Source organism: Mesorhizobium temperatum (genome assembly GCF_002284575.1).
GTDB lineage: Bacteria > Pseudomonadota > Alphaproteobacteria > Rhizobiales > Rhizobiaceae > Mesorhizobium > Mesorhizobium temperatum.
Genome location: NZ_NPKJ01000047.1, coordinates 72,750 through 87,700 on the forward strand (window position 1 = coordinate 72,750; position 14,951 = coordinate 87,700).

17 protein-coding genes are annotated in these 14,951 nt (G+C 63.7%); 9 read left to right on the forward strand and 8 right to left on the reverse strand.

Going from position 1 to position 14,951, the window contains the following annotated elements; translation table 11 throughout:
* Positions 1–139 precede the first annotated feature (139 nt).
* A complete protein-coding gene (locus CIT26_RS15670; protein WP_095493415.1) occupies positions 140–442 on the forward strand; it encodes a DUF1236 domain-containing protein in 303 nt (100 codons plus the stop codon).
* Positions 443–791: 349 nt separating this feature from the next.
* On the opposite strand, the gene CIT26_RS15675 is transcribed toward CIT26_RS15670, so the two are convergent.
* Positions 792–1,094 carry an ArsR/SmtB family transcription factor gene (locus CIT26_RS15675; RefSeq protein WP_095493416.1) on the reverse strand — a complete coding sequence of 101 codons (303 nt, stop codon included), beginning with the start codon at positions 1,092–1,094 and terminating at the stop codon, positions 792–794.
* Positions 1,095–1,144: 50 nt separating this feature from the next.
* Here CIT26_RS15675 and CIT26_RS15680 point away from each other — a divergent pair, with 50 nt between their 5' ends.
* Together CIT26_RS15680 and CIT26_RS15685 are read left to right on the forward strand one after the other, a co-directional pair.
* Positions 1,145–2,086: a threonine/serine dehydratase gene (locus tag CIT26_RS15680; protein WP_095493417.1), complete on the forward strand. Its 942-nt coding sequence runs from the start codon at positions 1,145–1,147 to the stop codon at positions 2,084–2,086.
* Between the two features lie 173 nt (positions 2,087–2,259).
* A complete protein-coding gene (locus CIT26_RS15685; RefSeq protein WP_095493418.1) occupies positions 2,260–4,908 on the forward strand; it encodes a TIGR02302 family protein in 2,649 nt (882 codons plus the stop codon).
* Positions 4,909–4,920: 12 nt separating this feature from the next.
* On the opposite strand, the gene CIT26_RS15690 is transcribed toward CIT26_RS15685, so the two are convergent.
* Positions 4,921–5,778, reverse strand: a complete 858-nt coding sequence (locus CIT26_RS15690) for a LysR family transcriptional regulator (protein ID WP_095493467.1) — start codon at positions 5,776–5,778, stop codon at positions 4,921–4,923.
* A 223-nt stretch (positions 5,779–6,001) separates the two neighbouring features.
* Here CIT26_RS15690 and CIT26_RS15695 point away from each other — a divergent pair, with 223 nt between their 5' ends.
* Positions 6,002–6,952, forward strand: coding sequence for a DMT family transporter (locus CIT26_RS15695; RefSeq protein WP_095493419.1), 951 nt, complete (start codon positions 6,002–6,004; stop codon positions 6,950–6,952).
* 19 nt (positions 6,953–6,971) lie between these two features.
* Here CIT26_RS15695 and CIT26_RS15700 read toward each other — a convergent pair whose 3' ends face one another.
* From CIT26_RS15700 to CIT26_RS15710, 3 genes are all read right to left on the reverse strand, one after another.
* Positions 6,972–7,343, reverse strand: coding sequence for a response regulator (locus CIT26_RS15700; protein ID WP_095493420.1), 372 nt, complete (start codon positions 7,341–7,343; stop codon positions 6,972–6,974).
* Between the two features lie 63 nt (positions 7,344–7,406).
* Positions 7,407–7,949 carry a hypoxanthine phosphoribosyltransferase gene (gene hpt / locus CIT26_RS15705; protein WP_095493421.1) on the reverse strand — a complete coding sequence of 181 codons (543 nt, stop codon included), beginning with the start codon at positions 7,947–7,949 and terminating at the stop codon, positions 7,407–7,409.
* Positions 7,950–7,975: 26 nt separating this feature from the next.
* Positions 7,976–8,620, reverse strand: coding sequence for a hypothetical protein (locus tag CIT26_RS15710; protein ID WP_095493422.1), 645 nt, complete (start codon positions 8,618–8,620; stop codon positions 7,976–7,978).
* A gap of 192 nt (positions 8,621–8,812) precedes the next feature.
* Between CIT26_RS15710 and ftsE the strand changes: the two genes are divergently transcribed.
* The 3 genes from ftsE to CIT26_RS15725 all read left to right on the forward strand — a co-directional run bounded on the left by ftsE (position 8,813) and on the right by CIT26_RS15725 (position 11,255).
* A complete protein-coding gene (gene ftsE / locus CIT26_RS15715) occupies positions 8,813–9,472 on the forward strand; it encodes a cell division ATP-binding protein FtsE (protein ID WP_010911739.1) in 660 nt (219 codons plus the stop codon).
* Positions 9,465–10,454, forward strand: coding sequence for a cell division protein FtsX (locus CIT26_RS15720; RefSeq protein WP_095493423.1), 990 nt, complete (start codon positions 9,465–9,467; stop codon positions 10,452–10,454). Before ftsE ends, CIT26_RS15720 begins: the two co-directional genes overlap by 8 nt.
* An 81-nt stretch (positions 10,455–10,535) precedes the next feature.
* Positions 10,536–11,255 (forward strand): YdcF family protein, encoded by a 720-nt coding sequence (locus CIT26_RS15725; protein ID WP_095493424.1) that lies wholly within the window; start codon positions 10,536–10,538, stop codon positions 11,253–11,255.
* 17 nt (positions 11,256–11,272) lie between these two features.
* Here CIT26_RS15725 and CIT26_RS15730 read toward each other — a convergent pair whose 3' ends face one another.
* From CIT26_RS15730 to CIT26_RS15740, 3 genes are all read right to left on the reverse strand, one after another.
* Entirely contained in the window at positions 11,273–11,905 is a 633-nt protein-coding gene (locus CIT26_RS15730) for a pyridoxamine 5'-phosphate oxidase family protein (RefSeq protein WP_095493425.1), read from the reverse strand.
* 12 nt (positions 11,906–11,917) lie between these two features.
* Positions 11,918–12,388 (reverse strand): nuclear transport factor 2 family protein, encoded by a 471-nt coding sequence (locus CIT26_RS15735; protein ID WP_095493426.1) that lies wholly within the window; start codon positions 12,386–12,388, stop codon positions 11,918–11,920.
* Positions 12,389–12,504: 116 nt separating this feature from the next.
* Positions 12,505–13,056: a carboxymuconolactone decarboxylase family protein gene (locus CIT26_RS15740; protein ID WP_095493468.1), complete on the reverse strand. Its 552-nt coding sequence runs from the start codon at positions 13,054–13,056 to the stop codon at positions 12,505–12,507.
* A gap of 107 nt (positions 13,057–13,163) precedes the next feature.
* Here CIT26_RS15740 and CIT26_RS15745 point away from each other — a divergent pair, with 107 nt between their 5' ends.
* Both CIT26_RS15745 and CIT26_RS15750 read left to right on the forward strand, forming a co-directional pair.
* Positions 13,164–14,075 (forward strand): LysR family transcriptional regulator, encoded by a 912-nt coding sequence (locus tag CIT26_RS15745; RefSeq protein WP_095493427.1) that lies wholly within the window; start codon positions 13,164–13,166, stop codon positions 14,073–14,075.
* A gap of 79 nt (positions 14,076–14,154) precedes the next feature.
* A complete protein-coding gene (locus CIT26_RS15750) occupies positions 14,155–14,949 on the forward strand; it encodes a lysophospholipid acyltransferase family protein (RefSeq protein WP_095493428.1) in 795 nt (264 codons plus the stop codon).
* Positions 14,950–14,951: the final 2 nt, after the last annotated feature.

The window sequence follows — 14,951 nt, forward strand, 5'->3', positions numbered from 1 at the left end:
CTAAGCCTTGAGCGGGCGCGCGTTTGTGTAAGCGGATTCGCGCACTGCCAGTGGAACAAGAATTGCTCCGCACCGTTCAAGCTAAGCAATCCGTCGCGGCAGCAATGAAGCGCCGCAGCGGAGTTTGCTTGGAGGTAATATGAGAAAGCAACTTTCCTCGGCCGCGGCAGGAGTCCTTCTGCTCGTTGGTGTCAGCGCCGCCGCCGCCCAGGACGTCGTCATCATTCAACCCGAGCAGGATACTGTGATCCGGGAATACGTGAAAAAGAAACCGATGGCATCCGTCAGCCTTCTCGGCGTGGAGCTCAACATCGGCACAGCTCTGCCCGATACAGTCGAGCTCTACGAGGTGCCGGACGTTCAGTACCGCTACGTAGTCGTCGATGGCCGAACCGTCCTGGTCGACCCATCTACCCGCAAGATTGTGAAGGTGTACGACTGACGAACTCTTCAGACTGACGCCCGCCGTGCCGAAAGGTGCGGCGGGCTTTTTGTTTGGAACAAAGGCTCTAGACGACAGTTTGAAGTTTTGCAGCATGTTCTCGCAGACCGATGCTGCAATCGGTGTCCTCCGATCAGCCCGCGTCCATCTCCCAGAGGGCGCGGGCTTTCATTCCCTAGGCGCGTTACCGGTTTAGCCTTTCGACGGTCTCAATGATTGCCTTCGCAACTGCTTCGCCTTCATGGATAGGCTCGGGGCCGTAGAGCAGAGGACAGCTTCTTCGCTCGGCAGCACGCCGGCCGGGCATGTCTGTTCAATAGCCATGCTCACAACTAGAGCGCCTGCAGCGCTACAGCCGGTCCTGAATCAGCGCCCTGGTCTGCGCGATCCTGCCCTCGTCGCGGCGATAGAATGTCCACTGTTTGATGCGTTTGCTGCGCAAAAGGCCGGCCTGGGTGAGCACCCGCATATGCTCGCTGAGCGTCGCCTGGGTGATGCCAAGCTTTTCCGCGATCAGCAGCGCGCAGACGCCGTCCTCGACCAGATCGCCATCCGCTTGGCGTGGAAAATGCGCGCGCGGATCCTTCAGCCAATCGAGGATTTGCAGCCTGCGCTCGTTGGCAATCGCCTTGAAGACATCAACCTCTTGCATTTAGTCATTTTGCTAAGTTACTAAGTGATGTCAACCCACGGGAGCAGGCCATGCTGAACGGCAATAGGATCACACGCGAACGCATCGCCGCAATGGAGCCGCGCATCCGGCGATTCGTGCGCCACACGCCGGTGCTGCGCGTCGACATGGCCGATTTCGGCCGTCCGCCTCGTGCCGTCGACCTGAAGCTGGAATGTCTGCAGCATTCCGGCTCGTTCAAGGCCCGCGGCGCGTTCACCAATCTTCTCGAACGGCCGGTTCCCGCGGCCGGCGTCGTCGCCGCATCCGGCGGCAATCATGGTGCCGCGGTCGCCTATGCCGCCATGCGGCTCGGCCACAAGGCGACGATCTTCGTTCCCGAAGTGAGTCCGCCGGCCAAGCTGGAACGCATCCGCGGCTACGGCGCCGAGCTGGTCGTCGGCGGCGCGCGCTATGCCGAGGCGCTGGCCTCCAGCGAAAGTTTCGCGGAAAAGTCCGGCGCGCTGCAGATCCACGCCTTCAACCAGGAGGAAACGCTTGTCGGGCAAGGCACGCTCGGCCTCGAGATCGAGGCTGACCTGCCGGAGCTCGACACGCTGCTGGTCGCCGTCGGTGGCGGCGGCCTGATCGGCGGCATCGCCGCCTGGTTTGCCGGCCGCATCAGGATCATCGCCGTCGAGCCCGAGGGTGCGCCGACGCTCTATCGCGCCTTCGAGGCCGGGCGGCCCGTCGATGCGCCGACCGAGGGCATCGCCGCCGATTCGCTGGCGCCGAAGCGCGTCGGCGAAATGATGTTTCCAATCGCCGAGGCCTTCGTCGAGCGTTCCATATTGGTCAGCGACGACGAGATCATCGCCGCGCAGGCGGCGCTTTGGGACCGGGTGCGAATCATATCCGAGCCGGGCGGCGCAGCGGCGTTCGCAGCGCTCCTGTCCGGCCGCTACGCGCCGGCTGCGGGCGAGCGTGTCGCCGTGCTGGTCTGCGGTGCAAACGCCAATCCGGCTAAATTCTGACGATAATGGAGGCAGTATTGTTCACGTTTTCGGGAACCGCCTCGCCTTCGCCGTGTTTGTTGATATGCTTCAAGTGACGTGCATCTAAAACTTTGAGTCCTTCGCATCCGATTTTCGGGCCGGTGCGATAGATTTGTGAGGTTCGGGTTATCCCGCCCGAGCAGGAAGGGCCGATGACGCAACGACCCACCTTCACCAGCGATCGCAGCCTGGCCGGGCGCCTTGCCCTGAGCCGGCTGGCGACGCGGGTCTCGATGACGGTCGAGCGTGGCTGGCCGTTGCTGCTTCCGCTGCTCATTGTCGCCAGCCTGTTCCTCAGCGCCTCGTGGCTCGGCCTCTTCCTTCTGCTGCTCGACGCGGCGCGCATGGGCCTCATGGCAGTGTTCGGCATCGCAGCCCTTGCCGCGCTCTATCCCCTACGTTTCTTCCGCGTGCCGACCAGCGCCGAGATCGACCGGCGCATCGAGGCGGCCAACCAGTTGCTGCACAGCCCGGTGCTGGTGCAGACCGACCGGCCGAGCGGCAGGGAAAGCATATTTTCGCAAGCGCTGTGGCGCGAGCACCAGAAACGCATGGCCGAAAAACTCGGCAACCTCGGTGGCGACCTGCCGCGCACCCGGGTGCCGGAGCGCGACCCGTGGGGGCTGCGCGCCGTGGCGGCGCTTTTGTTGGTCACCGCCTTTGCCTTCTCCTTCGGACCGTCGGGCGGCCGCATCGCAGACGGGTTCAGTGCCCACGCGGCGCGGGACGCCGTGCCGCCGCGCATCGACGCCTGGGTGACGCCGCCGGCCTACACCGGCAGGCCGCCGGTCTTCCTCACGTCCCCAGCCCTCGCCAACCCAGCCCTCGCCGACAATGGCAATCAGGCTGCGCCCACCTTCACTGTTCCGGAAGGCAGCGATGTGTCGCTGCGCGTCACCGGCGGTTCCGGCGAGGAAACGCTGAGCTACGCGGACGCCGACGGCAACGCCCGCACCATCGAGCCGGCCGGGCAGCAGGCCGACGCGGCCAAGCCGGCGGCGGCAACGCCCTCCACGGCAACGCCCTCCACGGTGCGCCAGTTTACCGGAAAGCTGACCGCCAACGGCACGCTGACGCTGCAATCGGGCAATGATGAACTCGGAAACTGGGCCTTCGCGGTGATCCCGGACAAGCCGCCGCAGATCCGCTTCGTCGGCGAGCCGAAACGCGCCGTCAACGGCTCCTTCGAACTCAACTACCAGATCGACGACGACTATGGCGCGGCCTCCGCCAAGGCGGATTTCGTATTGGCCGATCCACCGGCGCCGAATGCGCATCCGCTCTATGGCCCGCCCGAAATGCCGCTGACGCTGCCGCGCCGCGGCGCCAAGGGGAATGCCGCCAAGACAACGAAGGACCTGACCGAGCATGTCTGGGCCGGCGGCAACATTAAGCTCAGGCTTGTCGCCACCGACGATGCCGGACATACGGCAACCAGCGAAACCAAGACGCTGGTGATGCCGGAGCGGCCTTTCTCCAACCCGCTGGCGAGGGCCGTGATCGAGCAGCGCCGCGTGCTGGCGCTCGACGCCAACGCCAAGAGCCGCGTGCTCGACCTGATGGACGCGATCACGCTCAGGCCCGAAGACACGTTCGACAACATGGCGCACTACCTCGCCATCATGAGCGCCCGCACCCGGTTGAAGATGGCCGACAACGACGACAAGTTGCGCGACGAGGTCGCCTATCTGTGGGAGATCGCGGTCGGCATCGAGGAAGGCAATCTTTCGGAGGCCGAGCGGCGGCTGCGCCAGGCTCAGCAGGCGCTGCAGGACGCGATCAAGAACGGCGCCAGCGACGAGGAAATCGACAAGGCGATGAAGGAACTGCGCGAGGCGATGAACCAGTTCCTGCAGGAATTCGCCCAGCGTGCACAGCAGAATCCGAACTCGCCGCAGATGCAGCAGAACGGCCAGGAACTGCGCCAGAGCGACATCGAACGCATGATGGACCAGATCGAAAACCTGGCGAAATCAGGCGACCGCGACAGCGCGCAGCAATTGCTTTCGCAACTGCAGGACATGATGAACAATCTGCAGGCCGGACGTCAGCAGCAGGGCGGCCAGCAGAACAGCGAAATGCGCCAGCAGATGGATAAGCTCGGCGAGATCATGCGGCGCCAGCAGGAGATGATGAACGAGACCTTCCGCTTGGACCAGATGCAGCGCGGCCAGCAACAGCGCGGGCAGAATCGCGAAGAGCAGCTCGGCGAGAACGGTGAGCAGGGCCAAATGGGCGAACAGGGCGAGCAGCCCGGCCCAGGGGAAGACCGCGATCCGCTCGGCCGCCCGAAGCCGATGACGCCGGAGGAATTCGCCGACGCACTGAAGCAGTTGCAGGAAGGCCAGGGCAAGCTGCAAAGCGAGCTCGACCAGCTGAGAAAGGGCCTCGAAGGCATGGGGCTCGAGCCCAATGAAGGATTTGGCGAGGCCGGCAAATCCATGGGCAATGCCGAACAGGCGCTTGGCGACAGCGATGGCGACCAGGCCGTCGGTCATCAAGGGCGCGCGCTGGAAGCGCTGCGCAAGGGCGCCAAGGACATGATGAAGCAATTGCAGGCCATGCAGGGCGACGAGGGCGACGGCGAGCGGGGCGGCCGCCAGCAGAACGCCGACCGCGATCCGCTCGGCCGGCCGCGCGCCACCGAAGGTCCCGATTTCGGCGATTCGGTGAAGGTGCCGGACGAGATCGACGTGCAGCGCGCCCGCCAGATCCTCGAAGCGATCCGCAAGCGGCTCGGCAACGCGCTCAGCCCCGACATCGAGCGCAGCTATCTGGAGCGGCTGCTGGAGCTGAAATAAAGCCGTCCTGCTCTAGCGGTCGGTGAACGCCTCTCGAATCGCCTCTTGCATACCGTCGATGGCCTCGCCGGAGGCGTTCGGATTGCGCCGCAGCACCACGTTCGAGGAATCGATGTCGCCGAACCCATCGGCTGCCGTAAGTTCGCGGCAGCCGGCGGGGATGTTGCTGCGCGAGATCGGCGCGATCGCCAGCCCGGAGGTGACGGCGAGCCGCAGGCCGCCATTGGTATCGCTGGTATAGGCGACACGATAGGCGAGACCGCGCTGTTCCAGCGACTTGATGGCGAAATCCTTGCACCAGCCAGCACGGTTGTAGAGCGCGATCGGCACCGGCCGCTCCTCATGCATGTGATGCAGCTCCGACGTCACCCATACGGTCGGGTCATGCATCAGCACCTCACCGCCGGAGAGATCCTGCCATTCGAACACCACCGCCAGATCGAGCTCGCCCGCGGCGAGCGCCGCGATCTGCGCACCGGAATGCGCGTAACGGACGGTGATGTCGACCTGAGGATGGCGCTTGGCAAAGGCGCCGAGCGCGCGCGACAGGATCGCGTGGCCATATTCCTCCGGAATGCCGATGCGCACCGGCCCGCCAAGCGGCGCTGCGACCATCGATGCCGCCGTCTCGTCCAGCAGCGACACGATCCGGCGAGCGTTGACGATGAGTTCGCCGCCGCGGCGCGTCAGCGCCACACCACGCGAGCCGCGCTCGAACAGGCTGTCGCCGACCACATCTTCGAGCTTCTTCATCTGCATCGAAACCGCCGATTGGGTGCGGCCGGCCTGCTCCGCCGCCTTGGTGAAATTGCCGGTGTCGGCAACCGCGACGAAGGTGCGCAGCAGATCGCTGTCGAGCGTGGGCTTCATTTGTCCGTCATAAGAAAATCTGATTGCTGGCATCATTCCAATTCGTTTGCAACATGTCAAACGGCGGATAATAGTCGCTTCACCCATTGGATATGCGGCTGCGAAATCGGCCGCGGACCAATCAGTCCTCACTCGTACCCGCTGCCCGAAACGGTGGCGGGTTCTTTTTGCCCGAACGCGGGCCCGGCTCTCGGGCCGCACACGCAAGGAGCCGTCGAAAAACATGCAGAACCGGATCGTCCTCGGCATGGCAAGCCTTTGCCTCGGCGTTCTGGTGTTCTCGCTCCAGGACCCGCTGATCAAGGCCGTATCGAGCACATATCCGGTGACCGAGGTGATGGCGATCCGCTCGATTGTCGCCCTGCCCATTCTTCTCGTGCTGGTTCATGCCGATGTCGGGCTCAGGGCGATCTTTTCAAAGCGATTTCGCATGCTGACGATGCGCGCCTTCATCCTGTTCACCTCCTACACGGTCTACTACCTGGCGATCGCCGCCCTACCGCTTGCCGACGCGGTGGCGCTTTATTTCATGGCACCGCTGTTCATCATGGCGCTTGCCGGCCCTTATCTCGGCGAACGGGTGGCGTGGCAGACGCTGGTCACCGTCGTGGTCGGGATGCTGGGCGTGCTGGTGATGCTGCGGCCCGGTGCCGGGCTGTTCGACTGGGCGGCGCTGCTGTCGCTGGCCTCGGCGGTGCTGTACGGTTTTTCGCAGTTGATGGCCCGCAGGATCGGCGACACCGAATCATCCACGGTCATGGCGTTCTATCAGAACGGCGTCTATCTCCTGGGCGCTGCAGCAGTCGCCGGGCTGTTCTGGCTGGCAGGAATTGCTCACGCCACGCATCCGAGCCTCGAATTCCTGGTCAGGCCATGGATCTGGCCGACGCCGGTCGATTTTCTGACGATGGCTGCCTGCGGCTTCGTCGCCTCGGCCGGGATGATCCTGTTGTCGCAGGCTTACCGGCTGGCACCCGCCAACAGCGTCGCTACCTTCGAATACACCGGCATCATCTGGTCGCCGCTGTGGGGCTTCCTGTTCTTTGCCGAAGTGCCGCGATCGACCACCGTGGTCGGCGCCGCCCTCATCATCGGCGCCGGTCTGTTCGCGCTCAATGCCAGCCGGCACCGGAGCAGCGCGCCGGCAATCGCGGCGACCTGCGATCCGGCCTGACCGCGGTTAGGCTTGGATTCTAGGCAAAACAGGCGAGCGCCTTTTCGACACGCGCGCGGATTTCGGCCAGCGTGAACGGCTTTTGCACGACGTCCACAATGACACCGTTCAATTCCTCGGCGCGCTCGCGCTGGTCGGCATAGCCGGTCATCAGCAAGATCTTCATCGTCGGGAAAAGCGACGCCGCCGCCTTGGCCATTTGGATGCCGTCCATTTCCGGCATTCGGATATCAGAGACGACAAGGTCGTAGCCGCCACGTGCTGCGCGGATCAGGGCAAGCCCTTGCGCGCCGTCGGCGGCGATGTCGATCATATGCCCGGCGCGTTCGAGCGCGCGGGCGGCGAGGGTGCGGACGGACTCATCGTCCTCGACGATCAGGAGCTTTGCCATAGCGGAAAGTTTCGCCGGGAAAAGTTGACTTTTCCTGAACCGCAAACGGCATCGAAGATAAATCTAGGCGTCGCCCTTGACGACGCCGACAAACGGCAGTTCGCGAAAGGCGTGGGCGACATCCATGCCGTAGCCGACGACGAAATAGTCGGGGCAGTCGAAGCCGACATAGTCGGCGTTGAGCGCGGTCTGGCGGCGCATGCGCTTGTCGAGCAGCACGGCGATGGCGCAGCTTTTGGCGCCGCGCGACAGCATCAGGTCGCGGGTGAAGGACAGCGTCTTGCCGGATTCGAGAATGTCGTCGATCAACAGCACGTCGCGGCCGGCGACCTCGTTGTCGATGTCGCGCAGCACCCTCACCTCGCCGCTGGTGGTGCCGGCGCCGTAGCTGGAGATGAAGATGAATTCGACCTCGGGCGACAGGCCGACATCGTGCATGGCGCGGATGAGATCGGCGGCGAAAATGAACGATCCTTTCAGCACCGAAATCACCAGAAGGTCCTGATAGTCGCGCTCGGCGATCTCCTTGGCGAGCTCCAGATTGCGGCGAGCAATCGCCGACGCCGAAAACAGAACCTCGATATCCTTGCCGCGCACGACTGGCATTGGCAGCCTTTCCAGAAATGATCGCCCTAGTTGGCGAAGGTGACCGAGACGGTCTTGACCCCGTTTCTAGGCATGTCGAGCCGGCTCGAAAAGCCAAATCTTTCGCCGGGCGCCAGTGAACGGTTGAATGTCTCCAGCGTATAGCGGGTTGTGCGCCTGTCATTGCCGGTGACCCGGATTTCCAGCGGCGGCAACGGCGACGGACTGGCGCCGTCATTCGCGGCCTCGCCACCAACGAACAGGACAGGTGTCGGCCCGGACGCATCGACACGCGACGTAACGCCTGAAATGGTGAGTGCAGCGCCCGTTTCCTGTGCCGCAAGAAGAAGCGGCGCCTGGCGCACCAGCGCGTGCCCGCCCGAGATCCAGAAGGCTGCAAACGCGGCACCGAGGCCGGCGATCCAGAAGATCGGCCCGCCGCGCGACGCCCGCAGCCGTTCCATCGTGGCTTCGGGTTTGCGCAGCATGTCCATGCCTTCGATCGATGGCGTGGCGATTACGCGCGAAAGCGGCGGTGAAGGGTCCATGCTGGCGGTGCGGTGCGGCAGCACCTCGTAGTCGGCATCGACGATGTCGTCGGCCGGATCACGCATGATGCGTTCCGGCGCGGCGGCCGTGTCGGCCATGATTTCGCCGGAAACCGGGCGCGCGGTTCGATCCTCAGCCATCATGGCCCCAGCACTACGGAACTTGTTCGCTCTTCGTTTCTTTTGCGTAAACGGAAATGGTTAACGCTTCCCCATCGGTACCCCTGTGACGCGCCCAAAAAACCTCAGAATTAACCGTCGGTTAACCATGCCGGCCGATGGTCTTTTCTCAGAGAAGGCTGGCTCGTCGCCGCCGCAAGCTTCAGGTCGTCGAACGTGATCCGCTTCGAAAATGTCGGCCTCCGCTATGGCATGGGTCCGGAAATCCTCCGCGACATTTCCTTGCACATACCGGAGCGCTCCTTCCAGTTCCTGAGCGGCCCTTCGGGCGCCGGCAAGACGACGCTGCTGCGGCTTTTGTTCATGTCGCTCAAGCCGACGCGCGGGCTGATCACCATCTTCGGCAAAGACCGCTCGCGCATCTCGCGCACCGAGCTGCCGCATCTGCGGCGGCGCATCGGCGTCGTGTTCCAGGACTTTCGCCTGCTCGACCACATGACGACCTACGAGAACGTGGCCTTGCCGCTGCGCGTGCGCGGTCGCGAGGAGGCGAGCTACCGCACCGACGTGACCGAGCTCTTGAAATGGGTCGGCCTTGGCGAGCGTATGCATGTGCTGCCGCCGGTGCTGTCGGGTGGCGAGAAACAGCGTGCCGCAATTGCCAGGGCACTGATCGAGCAGCCCGAGATCCTGCTTGCCGACGAGCCGACCGGCAATGTCGATCCGCCGCTGGCGCGGCGCCTGCTGCGGCTGTTCATCGAACTCAACCGACTGGGCACCGCGGTGGTGATCGCAACGCACGACCTCGGCCTGATGGAACAGGTCGACGCGCGGCGCATGATCCTGGCCGGCGGAAGGCTGGATATCTATGACTGACCTTTCCGTTCACCATGTCGAAGACCAGCACGCCGGGAAGGCTGCGACGACGCAGCGCGTTCAGCGCAAGATGGCGCCGATCGTGCCGGCGCAGAACATCGCCGGCCGGGCGCTGGTCCTGGTCATCGCCATCATGACGTTCCTGTCCTGCCTGACCTTCGGCGCGGTGACGCTGGTGCGCGACACCGCCTCGGTCTGGGAGAACCAGATCTCCCGCGAGGCGACGATCCAGATCAAGCCGATAGACGGCCTCGACATGGAGGCAGCACTTGCCCAGGCCTCGCAGATCGCCGGCGAATTTCCTGGCGTGAAGAGCGCCAGGATCGTCGACCGCGATGCCACCGCGCGGCTTTTGGAGCCGTGGCTGGGTTCGGGTCTCAACATCGACGACCTGCCGGTGCCGCGGCTGGTCATCGTCACCATAGACGAGAACAATCCGCCCGACTTCGCCGCAATGCGCGCCGCGATCACGCCGAAGCTGCCCAGTGCAGCACTTGACGACCATCGCACCTGGGTCGACCGGCTGGTGGCCATGGCCCGTACCACGGTGACAATCGGCATCGCCGTGCTGGCGCTGATGCTGTCGGCAACCGTGCTGACCGTGGTGTTCGCGACGCGCGGCGCCATGGCCGGCAACGGCCACATCATCGAGGTGCTGCATTTCGTCGGCGCCGAAGCGCGCTTTATCGCGCGCGAATTCCGCCACCATTTTCTGGTCACCGGCATGAAAGGCGCAGCCGCCGGGGGTGCGGCGGCAGTGCTCGTCTTCATCGTCTTCTCATGGTGGTCGTCGCGCAACATGGCAACGCCTGAGGCCGATCAGGCGACCGCCTTGTTCGGCAATTTCGCCATCGGTTCGGCGGGCTATCTCGGCGTCGTCCTCATGGTGCTGGTCATCGGTGCGCTGACGGCGGCAACCTCCCATGTGACCGTCGTCACCTATCTCAGCGACATCGATGTCCGCCAACCGGACGCGGGGTGATCACGAATAGAGAATTAGCGTAACGTAATGTGTGCTTCTCCACCTACTAAACGCCGCATTTCGGGGTTAACGATAGAGACGATGGACGCGCGCGACTCGACCGGAATGGCTGGACAGTTGCCCTTGGTGATTACGCGTTCCCGCGAGCGCGTCAAGCCCAGCCGATTGGCGGGCGCGTTACGCATCTCCGCTTTCTTTCTGCTCGTGCTGGCAACGCTGTTTGCCGGCGGCTTCGGCTGGTTCGCCAATACCGTCAGCCGTCTCGCGACGCCCGCCAATCCGGCAAAAGCCGATGCCATCATCGTGCTGACGGGCGGCCATTCGCGTCTCGACGCCGCTATGGGTCTGCTGGCGTCCGGCAAGGGTGAGCGGCTGCTGATCAGCGGCGTGCATCCTTCCGCCAGCCGCCGCCAGCTTCAGGTCGCGACCCGCGGCGACAAGAAGTTGTTTTCCTGCTGCGTCGATATCGACCGCGCCGCGCTCGACACGATCGGCAATGCCGAGGAAAGTGCCAAGTGGGTGGAAGACCACGCCTATGGCACCGTGATCCTCGTGACCAACAACTATCACATGCCGCGCAGCCTGCTGGAAATGGGCCGGCTGCTGCACAAGGCCAAGCTCGAGCCGTATCCGGTGGTCAACAGCAATCTTGGCAATGGCGGCTGGCTGACCAAGCCCAGGGCACTGCGCGTGCTGTTCACCGAATACAACAAATATCTGCTGGCGCTGGCGCGCGGCATCGTGCCGGTGAAGCCAACGCCAACCGGCATCGCGCTGGCCGAGGCTGCTGCGCCGAACTGAGCCTATCTGGACCGGTATCATTCCTTGACCGTGGCGCTTGAAGTTCCGCGCAGGCGCGCGATCTCCTGTTCGAGCCATTCGATACGCTTGTCCCGCTCGGCCAGCGCCGCCGCCACATCGGCCGCTTCGAACCGCTGTGGAATATGCTGCGGGCAATTGGAATCCCAAGCCGAAACCGTGAACAGGATGATTTGCTCGGGGCGCGCCTTGTAGCCTTCCGGCATCAGCTTCGCCATCAGTTCGGCGTCGTCCTCGACGACACGCGCGCTGCCCCAGATCTTGATGCGCTGCCGGTGGGCATAGTCGATCAGGAACAGGAAAGCCCGGGGGTTATCGTCCAGATTGCCCTGGGTGATGAATTGCCTGTTGCCGGAGAAATCGGTGAAGCCGATCGTCCGCTCGTCAAGCACCTTGAGGAAGCCGGCCGGCCCGCCTCGATGCTGGATGTAGGGCTGGCCGTCACCATTGGCCGTCGACAGGAAGACGCTGGTCTGCGCCTCGATGAAGGCGGCGAGATCGGGCGTGATATCAGCTTGCCAGCTGCCGCGCTCCTCGACGCGGGCATAGGCCTCGCGTGAGCCTTTGCGGGCCTGGATCGCCTTGACGGTTGGCGTAAAGGCGACATCGCTGGTGAAGACGTGAGCATTCATGGAAAGCCTCCTTCAAAGGCCGAGTTCCGTCAGAGAGGGATGGTCGTCCGGCCGGCGGCCGAGCGGCCAATGATATTTGCGGTCGGCCTCGAGGATCGGCAGGTCGTTGATGCTGGCGATGCGCAAGCGCATCAAACCATGTTCATCGAACTCCCAGTTCTCGTTGCCGTAGCTGCGAAACCACGAGCCGCTGTGATCGTGCCATTCATAAGCGAAACGCACGGCGATACGGTTGTCGCGGAAGGCCCAGACCTCCTTGATGAGCCGGTAGTCGCGTTCGCGACCCCATTTGCGTGTGAGGAAGGTCTGGATGGCCTCACGCCCTTGCAGGAACTCGGCCCGGTTGCGCCAGCGGCTGTCGATTGTGTAGGCAAGCGCGACCCGTGCCGGATCACGGGAGTTCCAGGCATCCTCCGCCATGCGTGCCTTTTGTGCGGCGGTCTCGGCGGTGAATGGCGGTAGCGGTGGGCGGCTTTCAGACATGGGAACTCCTTGCGATGGGCTAGAGCGGCGGACTTTCAAGTCGAACCGTACCGCCGCTCTGTCTCTTTTGTTTGAGCATCGGATTTTCCAAAAAACCGACACAGTGGTCGCTGAATTCAGGCTGTCTTGCGGGCAGAAACGACAGGAAAGTCGATCTCCGTCCTGGCAACCTCATTGACATAGTTGGTCCAGACATTGAGAGCGACATGCTGGACGATCTCGATGATCTGCGCATCGTCGTAGCCTGCGAGCCTGACGGCGCTGAGATCCTCGTCACCGATATGGCCGCGGTCGCGCGCAATCTTCGTGGCGAAACGCACGGCTGCGGCGGCCTTGGGATCGTTGGAGCCGCCCGCGCGGTTGGCGACCATTTCGGCATCGTCAAGCTTGGCGAGGTTCTTGCCGAGATAGGTGTGGGCGGAAAGGCAGTAGCTGCAGCCATTGACCTCGGCTATCGCCAGAGCGATGCGCTCGCGCGTCGGCGCGGGCAGGCGGCCTTTGGCAAGCGCTCCGGACAGACTGAGATAGCCTTCAAGCGCAGCCGGGCTATTGGAAACAAGCCTGAAGAGGTTTGGCACGACGCCGAGTTGCTTCTCGACGGCATGTAACATCGGCTGCGACGCAGCAGGCGCGGCCTCTATGGACGCGGGTGTAGGGATACGGGGCATCGGCATTCCTTCTCGTTGATCAGCTTCGCCGCCAAAACATGGCCCCTTCCATCATTCGGATGTAGCTGTCATATTTGCAATTGATCCTTCCAATTTCCGGGAGAAGTATGGATCGCCTCGAGGCAATGTCGCTTTTTGTCGCCGCAGTGGAGGCCGGCAGCCTTTCGGCGGCCGGACGCCGTTTCGGCATCCCCCTTGCAACGGTCAGCCGCAAAGTCTCCGACCTGGAGCGGCATCTGAAGACGCGTCTCCTGAACCGCTCGACGCGGCAGCTAACGCTCACCGACGCGGGTCACGCCTACCTCGCTGCCTGCCATCGCATTCTCGACGAGGTCGGCGAGGCCGAGCGTACCGCCGCCGGCGAATACAGCGCGCCGACGGGCGAACTGATCATCACCGCACCGATCATCTTTGGCCGCCTGCATGTGCTGCCGGTCGTCACTGGCTTCCTCGCCGCCTACCCCGACGTGGCTATCCGCCTGATGCTCGCCGACCGGATAACCCAGTTGACCGAGGAGCACATCGATCTCGCCGTCCGCATCGGCGAGCTTCCCGACTCGAGCCTGGTGGCCACCCGCATCGGCTCGATCCGGCGCGTTGTTTGCGCGAGCCCGGCCTATCTGGCCGAGCACGGCATGCCAAAGACGCCGAAAGACCTCGCGGCACACAGCTGCGTCACCTTCGAGGGGCTGACCGCTCCTGCCGCATGGACTTTTTCCACCGGCAAGAGCGACCTCACTGTTCCGATCCGCTCACGGCTTCGGGTCAACACCGCGGAAGCGGCGATCGATGCCGCGATTGCCGGCGCCGGGATGACGAGGGTGCTTTCCTACCAGATCACTGCTGCGGTGCGGTCCGGCACGCTCCGCACCGTGCTGGAGGCATTCGAGCCGCAGCCATGGTCGGTCAGTCTCGTGCATGCCGGCCAGGATCTACTGCCGGTGAAACTGCGCGCGTTCCTCGATTTCGCCGCCCCACGCCTGAAGAAGCGGCTGGTGCAAGCGACGTGGCAGGCCTGACGAACGGGCCATCGCACCGTTTCCTTTTTGCCTGCGCTTGGTGTAACCAACGCACACCTCCTCACCGGGCACTTCCCACATGCTCCTTATTCGCTCGTTGGCGTTCAACCTCGTCTTTTACGTCAATCTGATCGTCCAGATGATCCTCTGGACCCCGTACTATTTTCTGTCGCCGCGCCACCGCGCCTGGTTTGTGCCGAAATTCTGGTCGCGCACCAGCATGTGGCTCTATGACAAGATCGCCGGCACAAAAAGTGAGATCACCGGCCAGGAAAACCTGCCCGAGGGTTCATTCATCCTGGCGCCGAAGCACCAATCCTTCTGGGACGCGATCGCCTTCTTCCCGTTCCTGCAAGATCCGATCTACATCCTGAAGCGGGAACTGACCTGGATCCCGTTCTTCGGCTGGTACATCCTGAAAATGCGGATGATCCCGGTCGACCGCGGCAGCCGCTCGAAAGCGCTGAAAGCGGTGGTCGCCGCGACCAGGCAGGAGCTGGCGCGCAATCCCCGCCAGCTGATCATCTATCCCGAGGGCACGCGCCGGGCGCCGGGCGACGAGCCGGCCTATAAATACGGCATCGTAGAACTCTATACCCAGCTTGGCATTCCCGTGGTGCCGGTTGCCCATGTCGCCGGCCTCTACTGGCCGCGCCGGAAATTCCTTCGCTATCCCGGCACGATCAAGGCGCGCTTCCTGCCGCCGATCCCGGCAGGGCTGGGCAAGGAGGAATTCATGGAACGGCTGATCGGCGAGACGGAAGCCGCCTGCGACCAGCTGCTCATCGAGGCGTCCCAGGCGCCAAACCCGCCGCCAATGCCGCCGACGGCGGTAAAGCGGCTGAGGGAGCTTGGCTCCGATACCCCGGCCTGAAC

Excerpts from the sequence above, each read along its gene's own strand:
- CIT26_RS15695 (WP_095493419.1), top strand. The coding sequence starts at position 6,002 with ATGCAGAACCGGATCGTCCTCGGCATGGCAAGCCTTTGCCTCGGCGTT.
- CIT26_RS15710 (WP_095493422.1), bottom strand. The coding sequence starts at position 8,620 with ATGATGGCTGAGGATCGAACCGCGCGCCCGGTTTCCGGCGAAATCATG.
- CIT26_RS15700 (WP_095493420.1), bottom strand. The coding sequence starts at position 7,343 with ATGGCAAAGCTCCTGATCGTCGAGGACGATGAGTCCGTCCGCACCCTC.
- hpt (WP_095493421.1), bottom strand. The coding sequence starts at position 7,949 with ATGCCAGTCGTGCGCGGCAAGGATATCGAGGTTCTGTTTTCGGCGTCG.
- CIT26_RS15730 (WP_095493425.1), bottom strand. The coding sequence starts at position 11,905 with ATGAATGCTCACGTCTTCACCAGCGATGTCGCCTTTACGCCAACCGTC.
- CIT26_RS15685 (WP_095493418.1), top strand. The coding sequence starts at position 2,260 with ATGACGCAACGACCCACCTTCACCAGCGATCGCAGCCTGGCCGGGCGC.
- CIT26_RS15690 (WP_095493467.1), bottom strand. The coding sequence starts at position 5,778 with ATGAAGCCCACGCTCGACAGCGATCTGCTGCGCACCTTCGTCGCGGTT.
- CIT26_RS15670 (WP_095493415.1), top strand. The coding sequence starts at position 140 with ATGAGAAAGCAACTTTCCTCGGCCGCGGCAGGAGTCCTTCTGCTCGTT.
- CIT26_RS15745 (WP_095493427.1), top strand. The coding sequence starts at position 13,164 with ATGGATCGCCTCGAGGCAATGTCGCTTTTTGTCGCCGCAGTGGAGGCC.
- CIT26_RS15750 (WP_095493428.1), top strand. The coding sequence starts at position 14,155 with ATGCTCCTTATTCGCTCGTTGGCGTTCAACCTCGTCTTTTACGTCAAT.
- CIT26_RS15680 (WP_095493417.1), top strand. The coding sequence starts at position 1,145 with ATGCTGAACGGCAATAGGATCACACGCGAACGCATCGCCGCAATGGAG.
- CIT26_RS15720 (WP_095493423.1), top strand. The coding sequence starts at position 9,465 with ATGACTGACCTTTCCGTTCACCATGTCGAAGACCAGCACGCCGGGAAG.
- CIT26_RS15725 (WP_095493424.1), top strand. The coding sequence starts at position 10,536 with ATGGACGCGCGCGACTCGACCGGAATGGCTGGACAGTTGCCCTTGGTG.
- CIT26_RS15735 (WP_095493426.1), bottom strand. The coding sequence starts at position 12,388 with ATGTCTGAAAGCCGCCCACCGCTACCGCCATTCACCGCCGAGACCGCC.
- CIT26_RS15740 (WP_095493468.1), bottom strand. The coding sequence starts at position 13,056 with ATGCCCCGTATCCCTACACCCGCGTCCATAGAGGCCGCGCCTGCTGCG.
- CIT26_RS15675 (WP_095493416.1), bottom strand. The coding sequence starts at position 1,094 with ATGCAAGAGGTTGATGTCTTCAAGGCGATTGCCAACGAGCGCAGGCTG.